A 13856-nucleotide genomic window follows, 5' to 3' on the forward strand; every position below is an offset into this window, starting at 1 on the left:
CGGAGATAGGTGAGGGTGTCCTGGAGCGCGGGGCCGTGAGGGGGATCATATCCGGGTCGGGGTCGTGCTGCCGTTCCGGCCCTCCTGGGACGGCCGGCGCAGGTCAGAGCGTGGTCAGCCGGATGTTCGAGCCGCCGTGGCCGAGCCTCAGCGACACCTGGCCCGCCGGGGCGTCGGAGTCGATCTCCGGGTAGTCGTCGCTGGACACCGTGACGCGGAGGCTGTGTCCGGCCGCGACGCGGTAGTGCGTGGGCCAGGTGCGGATGTCCAGGTCGTACGTCTTGCCCGGGCGTACCGGGACGGCGCGGTCGTGGCCGAAGCGGTGGCTCGCCTTCAGCCAGCCCTGGGTGATGCGGGCCGCCGTGCCGTCGGGGGCGACGTCCTGCACCACGACCGCGACGTTGCCGTCGGCCGCGGTGAACGAGGCCCGTACCTTGGCCTCGACCTCACCGGCGAGGACGAGATCGCGCGGGAACGGCCCCGTGGCGAACTCCAGCCGCTGGCCCGGCCCGCCCGCGGCCGGCTCGGTGTTGACCTCGAACGTACGGGTTCCCGCGACGCCCGGGCGGGAGGCCAGAGTGCCGTCGGCGGCGAGGGCGAGCTCCAGCTGCCGCGTCCCGGCGGGCGGCCAGCCGGCGAACTGCCGCCAGCCCCTGCCCGGCACCTCATAGGAGGTCACCTTGGCCGCGGGCAGCGGCGCGCCGGGGCGGCGGGCCAGCCAGCGGTCCCACCAGGCGAGGTAGGCGCCGTTGCCGATGTCGGCGGGCTGCCCCGCCGGCCAGCCGTGCACCCACGGGCCGGACACCAGCCAGACGTTGCGCTCGCGCGCCCGGAAGTTGTCCACCATGCCCTGCCGGTACCGGTCGTACCAGCCGGCGATCTCCAGCACGGGGACGTCGAGGTCCTTCCAGCGCGACTTGACGCTGCGCTCGCGCCAGAAGTCGTCATAGAGCGGGTGCTGGGCGTAGGTCACGAGGGTGTCGGGGGCGACGGTGCGCTGCCAGTCGCGGATCCTGGCCGAGTAGATGCCGCCCCGGTAGATCGTGTTCTCGTACCAGTCGCTGATGCCGTCCACGGGGATGATGGCGGCCAGGTGCGGCGGCTTGTTGACGGCGACCAGGAGGGACGAGTGGCCGCCGTAGCTGACGCCCGTCTGCCCGATCCGGCCCGTGGACCAGGGCTGGGCGGCCAGCCACTCGATGAGGTCGTAGTTGTCGCGCTGCTCCTGAGGGCTGAACGGGTCGAGGTGGCCGGGCGAGTCGCCCGACCCTCGGACGTTGCAGATGGCCGCGACGTAGCCCCTGGTCACGAAGTACGCGGCGGCCCGGCCCTGGGCCTCCAGCTGGTTGTAGGCGTTGTAGTCGTAGACGATGCCGGGGAAGCGGCCGGGGGCGGGCGTGCCGTCGGAGGCGGCGGGGCGGTGCAGGTCGCAGGCCAGGTGGCTGCCGTCGCGCAGGGGTACGGTGACGCGCTCCTTGTGGACGCCGTACTCGGCGGGGCGGTCGTACGAGAAGAAGGGGTCAGGCGGGAGCGGTGCGTCGGTCGTGGCGAGGGCGGGGCTGCAGGTCAGGGCGAAGGCGGCCGACAGCGCGGCCATGATCTTGACGGGTTTCACGTGCGATCCTCTGCGGACGGAAGGGAGGCGCTACGCCGGGGGTTCAGAGTGAGAAGGCGCCGGTGAGCAGCGCGACCACGGTCATGACGAGCGTGGTGGCGAAGGCCCACTTGAAGATGAAGCGCTGGTGCTCTCCCAGCTGCACGCCGCTCATCCCGACCAGGATGAACGTGGAGGCCGTGAGCGGACTGAGCGGGAACCCGGTGGTCATCTGGCCGAGGATGGCCGCCCTGGCGACCTCGGCGGGAGCGCCGCCGAAGCCGGTGACGGTCTCGGCGAGCACCGGCAGGACGCCGAAGTAGTAGGCGTCGGGGGTGAACACCAGGCTGAGTGGCATGCCCGTGATGGCCACGAGCACGGGCAGGTGCCCGCCGAGCGAGTCGGGGATGACGCCGACGAACGCGGACGCCATCTGGCTGATCATCTTGGTGCCGGTGAGGACGCCCGTGAACACCCCGGCCGCGAAGATCATCGTGGTGACCAGGACGACGCTCTTGCCGTGCCGCTCCAGGAGCTCCTGCTGGCGTTCCCAGGTCGGGTGGTTGACCAGCAGCGCGATCGCGAACCCGAGCACGAACAGCACCGGCAGCGGCATCACCTGGAGCACGAGCCCGGCCAGCAGGGCGACGGTGAGCACCAGGTTGAAGACGGTCAGGGCCGGGTGAACGGGCGCCCGCTGGGTGCCGGGCCCCTCGCCGACCAGGTGCTCCTGGGGCACGTCGGCGGACGGCAGCGTGCCGAGGCGGCGGCGTTCCCTGAGCCCGATCAGGTACGACGCGACCAGGACCCACACGATGCCCGCCGCCATGGCGGGCAGCACCGGCGTAAACACCTGGGAGCTGTCCAGCTTCAGCGCCGCCATCGCCCTGGCGGTGGGGCCGCCCCAGGGGATGAGGTTCATGACCCCGGCGCCCAGGCAGACCACGCCCGACAGCACCAGCGGGCTCATGCCGAGCCGCCGGTAGACCGGCAGCAGCGCCGAGATCGTGATGAGGAACGTCGACGCGCCGTCTCCGTCCAGGGCCACGCACATGGTGAGCACGGCGGTGCCGACCGCGATGCGCAGCGGATCGCCCTTGGCCAGGCGCAGGATGCCGCGGATGAGCGGGTCGAAGAGGCCGGCGTCGATCATCAGGCTGAAGTACAGGACCGCGAACGCGATCATGATGCCGGTCGGCGCGACCTTGCCGAGTCCGTCGAGGATCATCTTGCCCAGCTCGCCGCCGAAGCCCCCGGCCAGCGCGGCCAGCACCGGGATCAGCACCAGAGCGATCAGGACCGACACGCGCTTGGTCATGGTGAGCAGCAGGAACAGAACGATCGTGGTGAATCCCAGAGCTGCCAGCATCGATGTTCGCCTTCTTCCTAGCCCGGCTCGCTGGGGGTGACGTGCCGGAGTGTTACGGAAGAGTTTCCGAGTGACGAAAACGCAGGTCCAGCATCAAAGCAACATTTATCCATGCGTTCTGCGCAACAGTTCCGTCTATGCTCACCGCCATGGAGGCGAACCTGCGGCTCCTGGCCGCGTACGCCGCCGTGGCCAGGGCGGCGAGCTTCACCGCGGCGGCGGCCGAGATGCACGTGTCGCAGTCGTCGCTCAGCCGCGCGGTGGCGGAGCTGGAGCGGCTGCTCGGCGCGCAGTTGCTGGAGCGCGACACCCGCAACGTGCAGTTGACGGCGGCCGGGGTGGAGACGTTGCGGGTGGCCGAGCAGATCGTGGCCGCCCACCGGTCGGGCATGAAGGAGCTGGAGCGCTACCTGCTCGGCGAATCCGGCGTGGTGGCGGTGGCCACGCTGCCGTCGGTCGCCGCGGTGCTGCTGCCCCAGGTGATCTCCGACTTCCGGCGCCGGCGGCCCATGGTGGCGTTGCGGATCATGGACGGCCTGGAGCAGGTGGTGCTCGGCCGGGTCCTCTCGGGGGACGCGGACTTCGCGATCTCCACGGTCGGCGCGGCGCCCGAGCAGCTCGAACACCGCCCGCTGATCAGGGACCGCTTCCACGCCGTGCTGCCCGAGGGCCACCCGCTCGCCGCGCAGGAGTACGTCACGTGGGAGGAGCTGGCGCGGGAGCCGTTCCTCGCGGTCGGGCCGGACTCGAGCGTGCGGCGTCTCACGGACGCGGCCTTCGCCCAGGCGGGGGCGTCCGTGACGCTCGCGGCGGAGGCGGGGAGCGTGGCGACGGTGGGCGGGCTCGTCACAGCGGGGCTCGGCGTCTCGGCGATGCCCGCCCTGGTGCTGCCGCTGATGGGGTCCGGGCCTCTGGTGTACCGGCCACTCGCCGACCCCGTCGTGGACCGCCGCCTGGACGTCGTCGTCCGCGCCCGCCGCACACTGCCGCTGGCGACGAGCGCGTTCCTCGACCTGCTTGAGGTGTTCCGCCGCGAACTGCGTGACCTACCCACGGGCGTCTCCTGGAGCCGCGACTGACGGCCCCCTTGGTGACCGGGTGCTTGGACGTCAGTCTCACGCACCGCGTTCAAGAGACCTCGGCGCGCGTCGGCGCCGAGCGGGAGTCGGGCGCGGGATTCATGCGGAAACCGCATTGAATGATGGTTTTCTTGTGCTGGACACGCATTTCACCGCCTCGGCAGGATGAAACGACCGCAGTCGCGATCGGCAGGCGAAGGAGCGCGTGGGTGGCAGGCACAGGGCAGGACACGGGCGGGGGCGGTCAGGGGCAGCTGCGCGGGCTGAAGGTGGTGGAGTTCGCGCACGTGGTGGCCGGGCCGATGGCCGGTTCCATGCTCGCCGACCAGGGTGCGGACGTGGTGCACGTGGAGGCCCCCGGCGCCGGTGACGCCGCCCGCGCGATGGGTCCCGTACGGGACGGCGTACCCCTGTGGTTCAAGGTCGCCGGCCGGAACAAGCGTTCCGTCACCCTCGACCTGCACCACGCGGCCGGACGGGAGATCGCCCACCGGCTCGTCGCCTGGGCGGACGTCGTGATCGTCACCTTGCGGGCCGGGCGGCTGCGCGACTGGGAGCTGGACTGGGAGTCCGTGCACCGGATCAACCCCTCGGCGATCCTGCTGCAGATCTCCGGTTTCGGGGCGACCTCCTCACGCGCGAACGAGCCGGGCTTCGGCAAGATGGGCGAGGCCAGGAGCGGGGTGGTGCACCTCACCGGGTTCCCCGACGGGCCTCCCACGCACACCGGGTTCTCCCACGGGGACGCGGTCACGGGGCTCATGGGCGCGTACGCCGTGCTCGCCGCGCTCCACCGCCGGGCCGCCGACCCCGATTTCGACGGCGAGTGGGTCGACCTGGCCCTCTTCGAGCCGCTGTACCGGCTGATCGAGTGGCAGATCATCACGTACGACCAACTGGGCACCGTGCCCGAACGGGCGGGCAACCAGCTCGCCGTCGCGCCGGCCGCGGTGATCAACACCTACCGGTCACGGGACGGCGAATGGATCACGGTGACGTCCGCGACCCTCCGTTCCGTACGGAACGTGGCCCGCCTGCTCGGCCTGCCCGAGGAGGACTTCGCCACCTCGGCACAGCAGTACGCAGGCCGGGAGACCCTGGACAAGGGCCTGCGGGAATGGGTGGCCGCGCGGACCACCGGCGAGTGCCTGGAGGCGTTCGGCCGCGCCGAGGTGGTGGCCTCACGGGTGTTCACCGCCGCCGACATCGTCGCCGATCCGGTCTACGCCGAGCGCGGCGACATCATCACCGTCGACGACGCCGACCTCGGCCCCGTACGCATGCAGGGCGTGATCCCTCACTTCCACCGCCGCCCGGGGAAGGTCTGGCGCACCGGCCCCAAGCTCGGGCAGGACAACCACCTCGTCTACCACGACTGGCTCGGGCTCGGCGAGGACGAGCTGGCCGACCTGGAGAAGCAAGGTGTCATCTGAGCGGCTCCCCCTCCGTTCCCTGCTCTTCGTCCCGGGCACGAGGACGGACTGGCTGGCCAAGGCGGAGGCGGCGGGGGCCGACGCGGCGATACTCGACCTCGAGGACGCGGTCCCGGCAGACGGCAAGGCCGAGGCACGGCGCCGGGTGGCCGCGGCGGTGGCCGCGTTCGACGGCCGAATGGCGCTGTTCGTCCGGGTCAACCCGCTGGACGGCTGGGCGGGTGCCGAGGAGTTGCGTGCTGTCGCGCACGAAAGGCTCGCCGGGATCGTGCTGCCCAAGGTGACCGGTCCCGAGGACGTGCGGGTAGCGGACCGGCTGCTCGGCTGGTGCGAACGCGAGCACGGCCTGCCGCCGGGGCGCATCGCCCTGGTGCCGCTGCTGGAGACGGCCTCCGCACTGCGCGAGGCGTACGAGATCGCGCGGGCGGCCACACCCCGCATCGCCTACCTCGGCGCCGTGAGCGCGCCGGGCGGTGACGTGGCCCGCGCCGTCGGCTACCGATGGAGCCTGGAGAGCACGCTGTGCCTGCGTTCCCGGGTGCTCCTGGACGTACGCGCGGCGGGGACGCCCAACCCGGTCGCGGGCCTGTGGACCAACATCGGCGACCTGGACGGGCTGCGTGCCTTCGCCGAGCAGAACCGCTCACTCGGGTACGAGGGCATGATGGCCATCCACCCCTCCCACATCCCCGTCATCAACGAAGCGTTCTCCCCTTCCCCCGATGAGCTGGCCCGTTACGCCCGGCTGATCGAGGCCGTGGAGGCGGCCCAGGCCGCCGGTGCGGGGGCGGTGACGTTCGAGGGTGAGATGGTCGACGAGGCCATGGCCGCCACGGCCCGTGCTCTCCTGGTCCGTCACGGCCGACAAACCGGTTGCGCGCGCGGCGAGGATGGACGGCATGGACAGAGACCTGATCAGCACCATCGCACATCGTGACCATCCGATCGCCGCGCCCGTCTCGGCCGGCAACCTCGACCGCCTGCTGCGCCGGGCGGCCCTGCCGGAGGGGGCACGCATCCTCGACCTGGGATGCGGCGAGGGCGAATGGTCGCTCCGGGCGCTGGAGCTCGTCCCGTCGGCCGTCGCGGACGGGGTGGACATCTCGCCGACGGCCCTGTCGGCAGCGGAACAGTCGGCGGCCTCGCGTGGCCTGTCCGACCGGCTGTCGCTGCATCAGGTGCCCGCCGCCGAGTTCTCCGCCTCGGAGCCGTACGACCTGGTGCTCTGCGTGGGCTCGACCCACGCCTTCCAGGGGTTGAAGGGCACGATGGACACGGTCGCGAGGTTCGTCAGGCCCGGCGGGCTGGCGCTGATCGGGGAGGCGTTCTGGGAGCGGACTCCGGCTCCGGAGGTCGTGGAGGCGATCGGCGAGTACCCCGACCTGGCGGGTACGGTGGCCGCCGCCGAGTCCGAAGGCTGGCTGACCGTCTACGCCCACGTGAGCACCCTGACCGAGTGGGACGAGTACGAATGGTCGTGGACCGGCACGCTGGCCCGATGGGCCGCCGCCAACCCAGGCCCGGACGGCGAGCAGGCCCTCGCCGTCGCGCGTGAGCACCGCGAGATGTGGCTCAACGGCTACCGGGGTGCGCTCGGCTTCGTCACCCTCCTGCTGCAGCGCGTGTGACCGAGCAGGCCGGGCCTCTGAGCAGGCCCGGCCGCCGGAACACGCGTCAGGAAGTGCCGTTGATCAGAGCCATCGCCAGCGCGGGATCGAACGTCCCGGCCGGCTCGTCGGAGATGCCGCACGGGCCGTCGGAGTCCCCGGGCACCTTGACCCAGAAGACGTACTCGGCGCCGGTCGGCTGCTGAGCCGGCGGGGTGCCGAGCTTACGCCCCGGCGGGTTGCACCAGTTGTCCTCCGGAGTGCTGTCCGAGTAGGGACCGTTGCCGTTGCGGCTGGTGTCGATCACGTACTTCTTGGCGCCCACCGAGCCCGACAGATAGCCGTTGACCGCGACGGCATACGCCTGGGAGTCGGCGGTGGTGATGTAGTTCGACACGTTCACGGAGAAGCCGCGGGTGTTGGCGATGCCCGACTTGACCAGCAGGGGCGCCATGGCGTCGGCCGCGATCCAGGTGGCGTTGCCCGCGTCCAGGTAGACCCACGTGTTGGGCGCCTGGGCCTTCAGCACCTGGGTGGCGTCCAGCAGCATCCGGTACTGGTCCTCGGGATCCTTGCCGATCTTCGTCACGCACCCGGCGGCGGCCACCCCGTCGGGCTCCAGCACGACGACCGCGTGCCTGGTGCCGATCGCCTTGGCGAAGTCGGTGATCCAGTTGTGGTAGCCGGTGGCGTCGCCCGCGCCGCCGCCCGAGTGCAAGGCGCACGCGTCCCGGTTGGGGATGTTGTACGCCACCAGCATCGGCAGCTTGTCCTGAGCCTGCGCGGCGCCGACATAGCTGTCCACGGCCTGCGTGATGTCGCCGAACCAGTTCCCGAACCACTCGAAGATCGGCTTGTTGGCGATGTTCGCCTGGATGGCCTGCGCCTCAGTGGTGCCCTGGTTGGCGGCGGCCCACTTGGCCGGGTTCGACTGGCTGGACACGTACAGGGCGGTCGGCCGCGTCGTCTGCGTCTCCAGCAGCGACACGTTGTCGAACCGGACCACGGGAGTGCCGCCGGACCCGCCGAGCTGGAACGTCACCTCGGCGGCCGTGCTGGACGCGGTCGCCGCCGTGAAGGGGATGCTGTAGCGCTTGCTCGCCGTGGTCAGCTGTACGTCCGTGGCCAGCGACTGGTTGCTGCTGGGCGTGGCCGTGTACTGCACCGTCGCGCGGGCCTTGAAGGCGACGGTGGAGTAGGCGTCGAAGGAGAGCGTGTAGCTCTTGCCCGGGTTCAGTGCGGCAGTGGTGGGCGAGGCCACCATGGCGTCCCAGGCGTTGGCGACGATGGCCTTCACGTCCACCCGCAGACGACCGGACTCGGCCGCGACCGTGGTCTGGCCGATCGCGGCCCAGGGGGAGGTGGAGCTGTTGAAGGTGCCGTTCCCGATGAGCTGGGTGGCCGCTGAGGCGGGCTGGGGAACGAGGAGGAGGGCTGCCAGGACGGCGGCTAAGGCTGTGGCCTTGCCTGCGATTAATCGCACGTGATCACCTTTCGGCGGGAGTCGCCGTTGATCATTACTGACCCACCTGACAAGGTCAAGAGATCTCGGGTGAACGTATGCCGAGCCGCCAGGCCTCGGGCCCGGCTAAGAGACAGGCATGGCCGGTCACGACGCGTCGTAGCGCAGGCGGGAGGCGGCCACGTACTCGCGATGCTCCTCGGCCCATGCGATGAGCCCGGAGACCTGGGCAGAGAGCGTCTGCCCGACCGGGGTCAGGGCGTAGTCCACCCGGGGCGGCGAGGTGGGAGTGACCGTGCGCTCCACCAGGCCGTCGCGCTCCAGGCTGCGCAGGGTGAGAGTGAGCATCCGCTGGGATATGCCCTCGATGGCGCGCTGCAGTTCGGAGTAGCGCTTGGGCCCGCCGCCGAGCAGGCTCATCACCAGCACGCTCCACTTGTCCCCGACGCGGTCGAGAATGTGGCGCAGCCGGCAGGTCGGGTGGTTCTCGCCGATCGTTTCGCGCACATCGGTGTGCCTTGCGCGGGTCAAAGTGCCTTCTTCCGCCATGGCGGCATTCTGGACCAGACTCGATGCGCGCACAAGAAGTAACCAGCGCACAGAAAGTGCTGTTGCGATGAACATCGACTTGACCGATCCCCACCTCGATCCGACCCTCGCCCGCGCCTCCTGGTTGCAGGCCACCGCATCTTCTACGGAAACGGAGTAATTCATCATGCGTGCCATGGCTTTCACCGACTTCGGCGCCGGCCTGGAGGCCGCCGACCTTCCCGTGCCGGAGCCCGGTCCTGGCGAGGTGCTGGTCCGGGTGCTGGCCTCCTCGGTCAACGGCTTCGACCTCGGAGTGCTGGGCGGCTATCTCAAGGGCGCGTACGACTACGAGTTCCCGGTCGTGCTCGGCAAGGACTTCGCCGGCACCGTGGCGGCCATCGGTGAGGGGGTGACCGGCCTGACGCCTGGTGAGGACGTGTTCGGCGTGGTCATGCGCCCGACGCTGGGCCAGGGCGGCTTCGCCGAGTACGTGGTGGTGAGCGAGCAGTACGGCCTGGCCAAGATCCCTGGAGGGCTCGGCCACACCCGCGCGGGCGTGCTGGGACTGGCCGGGACCGCCGCGCTCAACGCCGTCGACGCCGTCGCCCCGTCACCGGGGGAGACCGTCCTGATCTCGGGTGCGACCGGCGGCGTGGGCGCGTTCGCCATCCAACTGGCCGCCGCGCGCGGCGCCAGGGTGATCGCCACCGCCCGCCTCGGAGCCGAAGCCGCCTTCGTCACAGGCTTGGGCGCCACCTGGGTAGTCGACCACACGGATCTGCAGGCGCAGGTACGCGCGATCACGCCGGGCGGGGTGGATGCCGCGCTGCACCTGGCGGGCGACGGCCCAGCGGTCGCCGCCCTGCTGGCCGACGGCGGGCGGCTGGCCTCCACCCTGCACTACCTGCCCGACGAGCCCGGCCGGGACATCAAGGCCACAACGGTCATGGCCGACCCGAACCCCGACACCTTGGCCCGGCTCGCCGCCGACGCGGCCGAAGGACGCCTGCGGGTGCCGGTGGCCCGCTCCTACCCGCTGGCCGAGGCACCGCGCGCGATCGCCGACTTCACCGCCGGAACCGTCGGCAAGCTCGCCGTCACGATCTGAACAGGCGCCGCGCCCAGCACCGCCGAAACGCTCGCCCCGCGCCTTCGTCGGGACGCCGAACACGGCCCTCCGCTCGGTCGAATCAGATGAAAAGTAGCACCGGGTGAGTTTCGGTACTTTACCTCCGGCCGCGGCTCCGGTCGATGACCTCCACGACCGGCCAGCCTGACGCCGGGGCCGTGGGGTGGCACGCGTGACCCAGCCCCCAGCCCCGCCAATGTCGCGGGGTGGGGGCTGGGGTAGTGGTGAACCACCCGGGGCGGCGTGGTTATTCGGCTGGACCGGTGGCGGATCTGGTCAGCGCGCCGACGAACAGAAAGGTGTTGGTCGGGGGTTGGCCCGGTGCGGTGGTGGATCCGGCGCGCAAGCCGTTCATGTGCTTTCCGTCGTCGGTGACCAGCCCCCAGTAGTGCAGTGAGCTGTCGCCATTCGCGGTGTGGCAGGTTTGTGTGGCGGGATCGAGTTCGGCGGTGTTGCCGCGCACGGAGAGCGTCCAGTCACAGCCGTCCGGCGTGTGCGCGTTGATTTTGCCGCGACTCTTAGGCTTGGCGCTGAACCGGATCGTGCCCTGTTCCGGGTAGCCCGTCCCCTTGTCGGTGGAGACGACGTTGGTGAGGGTGCGGACGTCCGCCGGGTTGTAGCGGTAGTCGCCGAGGAACCGCTGGACGAACTTGCCGTTGTCCTGGCCGCCGACCACCTTGGTACGGGAGCCGGATTTCATGGTGCCGATGAGCTCTGCCCCGTTGGGCTGATGGCTGAGGGCCGTGATCTGCTCGGTCTCCCGGTTGCCCTTGACCTGGACGGACCATTTCGTGAGGTTGCTGGAGTGACCGATCGCCGGGTTGAAGCATTCCTGGGTGGTGGACGACAACTCCAACCCAGTGGGATGGACGCGGAAGTTCCAGGTGCAGCCCTGATCGGTGTGCCCGTTGACCGTCCCGTTGGGACCAGGGGAGAACACCACCCAGCCGACCTGGGGCACCTTCAGCGGCAGCGGCAGTTGCAGGTCGCATTGGCCACCGCCGTCGGGGCAGGCCAGCACAGCGACGTTGTTCAGCGTCGCGGCATCGGGTTGGTCGTAATTCCACTTGCCGTAGTACTTCGCCGCGTTCGTGTCGGTGTCGGCCGATGCCGCGGTCGCCCCGAACGGCGCCGTCGCTACGGCTAGGAACGCGGCAACGGCCGCCAACAGGGCGAGTGGGGTTCGCGCGGCGATCGCGCATGCGCGTGCGAATCGAGATAAGGGTGACATGAGCGTGTTTTCTCCTTGCGTGGGGTGGTCCGTTGGTCAGCCGAGTGCGGCGGCGGCGCGTTCTTTGGCCGCCAGCACCACCGTGAGAGCGGCGTCGAGCTCGGCGGGATCGATGCCCTCGAAGGCGGCGTCGGTGACCTTGCGTGCATGCGCGTACAGGGCCGCGAAGTGGTCCGCGCCGGCTTCGGTCAGCTTCGCTGTAGCAGGGGTGTTTTCGGGTTGGTACGTGACATGGCCCGCCGCCGCGGCGCGCTCGAGCACCCGGAGGGTGTCCGGCTCGGCCAGGTCCAAACGCCGGTTGAGTTCCTTCGCCACCTCGTCGACGGGCAACGGAACGCCCTTCTCCTCCAGCAGGGTCAGGAGCATCCAGGTCGGGAAATCTGAGTCGAAGTCCGCGAGGGCGCGATGGTGCAGCTTGCCGATCAGGCGCGATGTCTCGCCGAGCGCGCGCCCGAAGCTGGGGCGCGATGCGGGGTTCACGGTCATCTGAGTCTCCTTGTGACATGTCGGTCGAGCGGGAAGGGACGGACGACAGCGCCCCCACCCTGCGAGATTGATGGACCGACCAATGATGGCCACACCAACGATACAGGAGATTGATGGTCGCGCCAACAATCGGTTAGCCTGGCGAGGTGGACAACACTGCGAACCCGACACCTGCCCGGCTGCGCGCCCTCCCGAGCTGGTTGATCAATCAGACGGCGATCGCGGCCAACCGGCTGGCCGACCGGGCGCTGGCCGACACGGGTTCCCGCCGGTACCACTTCGCGATGTTGTCGGCCCTCGACGAATTCGGCCCATCCAGCCAAGCCGATCTGGGCAGATGCACCGCAATCGATCGCAGCGACGTCGCGACGGCGGTCAACGCGATGGTCGAGCGAGGCTTTCTCCAGCGGAGTCCCGACCCGGCCGACGGCCGGCGCAATCTCGTCATGCTCACTCCCGCAGGGAAGGACCATCTGGAGAGTCTCAGCGCCCTCCTGGCCGACGCCCAAAATGAACTACTGCACGCCCTCTCCCCGGCGGAATCGAAAACGATCGTCGACCTGCTCAGGCGAGTCCTCGACAGCCGCTGACAGAGATGGTGTAGGTGAGCACCTCCCGCCAGGGTCTGACCCAGCCTCTGACTGACTTCGAGTCTTCAACGGGATCTGTCGGCTTGGGGCGGGAGGTGCTCGCCGGCACTCACTGGACGTGGCGTTGTGACCTCATAGGAGCCTGGCCAGAGGCCCCTTCTCTGTCTTGTCCGCGTTGCCCGGCTGGTGCGTGCCGCCCTGCCCACCGGTCAAGAGCACAGGACGACGATGCCCTCCATTACACCCCAGGCCGTGACGAGTAGCGAAGTCGCCGGCGGCGTCGACACCCATCAAGACACCCACACCGCAGCCGTGATCGACATGGTCGGCCGGGTCCTGGGCAGCGAGCAGTTCCCCACCGGCACCGCCGGATACGCCGCGCTGCTGACCTGGCTGCAATCGTTCGGCACCGTGAAAATCATCGGAGTCGAGGGAACCGGCGCCTACGGTGCCGGACTGACCCGTTACCTGCGTGAGCAGGGGATGGAGCTGGCCGAAGTCGACCGGCCCGATCGCAAGACCCGCCGTTTCCAGGGCAAGTCCGACCCGATCGACGCGATCCAGGCGGCCAAGGCGGCGCTCGCCGCAGACCACACCGGCACCCCCAAACAGCGCGACGGCCGCGTAGAAGCCCTGCGCTGCCTGCGCATCGCCCGCCGCTCGGCCGTCGACCAGCGCGCCGACGCACAGCGCCAGATGAAGGCCCTGATCGTCACCGCCCCCGACGACCTGCGCGCCCAGCTCCGCGCCCTGCCCGTCAAGAAACTCATCACGACCTGCGCCGCCCTACGCCCCGACCACGCCCACGCCCACGACCCGGCCACCGCGACGACGATCGCGCTGCGTTCCCTGGCTCGCCGCCACCAGCAGCTCACCGCCGAGATCAACGACCTCGACGAACTCCTGCACCCCCTCGTGGCCGCCATCAACCCCGCCCTACTCGCCGTCCACGGCCTCGGACCCGACACCGCCGGCCAACTCCTGGTCACCGCCGGGGAAAACCACGACCGGCTCGGCTCCGAAGCCGCCTTCGCCATGCTCTGCGGGGTCGCCCCAATCCCCGCATCATCCGGCAAAACCCACCGGCACCGCCTCAACCGCGGCGGCGACCGCCAAGCCAACGCAGCCCTCTGGCGCATCGCCCTCGTCCGCCTGCGCTGGGACCCCCGCACCCGCGACTACATGGAACGACGCACCCAAGACGGCCTGTCCAAGAAAGAGATCATCCGCTGCCTCAAACGCTACATCGCCCGCGAGCTCTACCAGATCATCACCAAAAACGATCATGATCCCACCGCTTGACATCAATAGGAGCATCATCCGAACACCGACCCACGCTCGTGGT

General features: G+C 70.1%; 13 protein-coding genes. 7 read left to right on the forward strand and 6 right to left on the reverse strand.

All coding sequences use genetic code 11. The features are described 5' to 3' along the window. Positions 1–103 precede the first annotated feature (103 nt). Complete coding sequence (locus tag ACQPWU_RS11305) at positions 104–1615, reverse strand: CocE/NonD family hydrolase (protein ID WP_433438912.1); 1512 nt, start codon at positions 1613–1615, stop codon at positions 104–106. A 43-nt stretch (positions 1616–1658) separates the two neighbouring features. Continuing rightward, on the reverse strand, positions 1659–2963 hold the full coding sequence (locus ACQPWU_RS11310) for a CitMHS family transporter (protein WP_433438914.1): 1305 nt from the start codon (positions 2961–2963) through the stop codon (positions 1659–1661). A gap of 149 nt (positions 2964–3112) precedes the next feature. On the opposite strand from ACQPWU_RS11310, the gene ACQPWU_RS11315 reads away from it, so the two are divergent. From ACQPWU_RS11315 to ACQPWU_RS11330, 4 genes are all read left to right on the forward strand, one after another. After that, positions 3113–4042 (forward strand): LysR family transcriptional regulator, encoded by a 930-nt coding sequence (locus tag ACQPWU_RS11315; protein WP_433438916.1) that lies wholly within the window; start codon positions 3113–3115, stop codon positions 4040–4042. Positions 4043–4251: 209 nt separating this feature from the next. Further along, complete coding sequence (locus ACQPWU_RS11320) at positions 4252–5475, forward strand: CaiB/BaiF CoA transferase family protein (RefSeq protein WP_433438918.1); 1224 nt, start codon at positions 4252–4254, stop codon at positions 5473–5475. Then, complete coding sequence (locus ACQPWU_RS11325; RefSeq protein ID WP_433438920.1) at positions 5465–6412, forward strand: HpcH/HpaI aldolase/citrate lyase family protein; 948 nt, start codon at positions 5465–5467, stop codon at positions 6410–6412. Before ACQPWU_RS11320 ends, ACQPWU_RS11325 begins: the two co-directional genes overlap by 11 nt. After that, positions 6375–7103, forward strand: a complete 729-nt coding sequence (locus ACQPWU_RS11330) for an SAM-dependent methyltransferase (protein WP_433438922.1) — start codon at positions 6375–6377, stop codon at positions 7101–7103. The genes ACQPWU_RS11325 and ACQPWU_RS11330 overlap by 38 nt, the downstream gene beginning before the upstream one ends. A 46-nt stretch (positions 7104–7149) precedes the next feature. Here ACQPWU_RS11330 and ACQPWU_RS11335 read toward each other — a convergent pair whose 3' ends face one another. Beyond that, positions 7150–8565, reverse strand: a complete 1416-nt coding sequence (locus tag ACQPWU_RS11335) for a glycoside hydrolase family 6 protein (protein WP_433438923.1) — start codon at positions 8563–8565, stop codon at positions 7150–7152. A gap of 126 nt (positions 8566–8691) precedes the next feature. After that, a complete protein-coding gene (locus ACQPWU_RS11340) occupies positions 8692–9075 on the reverse strand; it encodes a winged helix-turn-helix transcriptional regulator (RefSeq protein ID WP_433438925.1) in 384 nt (127 codons plus the stop codon). 193 nt (positions 9076–9268) lie between these two features. On the opposite strand from ACQPWU_RS11340, the gene ACQPWU_RS11345 reads away from it, so the two are divergent. Then, positions 9269–10183, forward strand: a complete 915-nt coding sequence (locus tag ACQPWU_RS11345) for an NADP-dependent oxidoreductase (protein ID WP_433438927.1) — start codon at positions 9269–9271, stop codon at positions 10181–10183. Between the two features lie 268 nt (positions 10184–10451). Here ACQPWU_RS11345 and ACQPWU_RS11350 read toward each other — a convergent pair whose 3' ends face one another. Together ACQPWU_RS11350 and ACQPWU_RS11355 are read right to left on the reverse strand one after the other, a co-directional pair. Continuing rightward, entirely contained in the window at positions 10452–11372 is a 921-nt protein-coding gene (locus tag ACQPWU_RS11350) for a hypothetical protein (protein WP_433438929.1), read from the reverse strand. A gap of 99 nt (positions 11373–11471) precedes the next feature. Beyond that, entirely contained in the window at positions 11472–11921 is a 450-nt protein-coding gene (locus ACQPWU_RS11355) for a MarR family winged helix-turn-helix transcriptional regulator (protein ID WP_433438930.1), read from the reverse strand. A gap of 146 nt (positions 11922–12067) precedes the next feature. Here ACQPWU_RS11355 and ACQPWU_RS11360 point away from each other — a divergent pair, with 146 nt between their 5' ends. Both ACQPWU_RS11360 and ACQPWU_RS11365 read left to right on the forward strand, forming a co-directional pair. Further along, positions 12068–12511, forward strand: coding sequence for a MarR family winged helix-turn-helix transcriptional regulator (locus tag ACQPWU_RS11360; protein WP_433438932.1), 444 nt, complete (start codon positions 12068–12070; stop codon positions 12509–12511). Between the two features lie 237 nt (positions 12512–12748). Continuing rightward, on the forward strand, positions 12749–13813 hold the full coding sequence (locus ACQPWU_RS11365) for an IS110 family transposase (protein WP_433445178.1): 1065 nt from the start codon (positions 12749–12751) through the stop codon (positions 13811–13813). The last annotated feature ends 43 nt before the right edge of the window (positions 13814–13856 follow it).

This window comes from Nonomuraea sp. CA-141351 (genome assembly GCF_050944675.1).
Taxonomy (GTDB): Bacteria; Actinomycetota; Actinomycetes; order Streptosporangiales; family Streptosporangiaceae; genus Nonomuraea.

Bases quoted from the DNA above. Each gene is read 5' to 3' on its own strand.
- ACQPWU_RS11310 (WP_433438914.1), bottom strand. From the start codon at position 2,963: ATGCTGGCAGCTCTGGGATTCACCACGATCGTTCTGTTCCTGCTGCTC.
- ACQPWU_RS11315 (WP_433438916.1), top strand. From the start codon at position 3,113: ATGGAGGCGAACCTGCGGCTCCTGGCCGCGTACGCCGCCGTGGCCAGG.
- ACQPWU_RS11330 (WP_433438922.1), top strand. From the start codon at position 6,375: ATGGACAGAGACCTGATCAGCACCATCGCACATCGTGACCATCCGATC.
- ACQPWU_RS11355 (WP_433438930.1), bottom strand. From the start codon at position 11,921: ATGACCGTGAACCCCGCATCGCGCCCCAGCTTCGGGCGCGCGCTCGGC.
- ACQPWU_RS11345 (WP_433438927.1), top strand. From the start codon at position 9,269: ATGGCTTTCACCGACTTCGGCGCCGGCCTGGAGGCCGCCGACCTTCCC.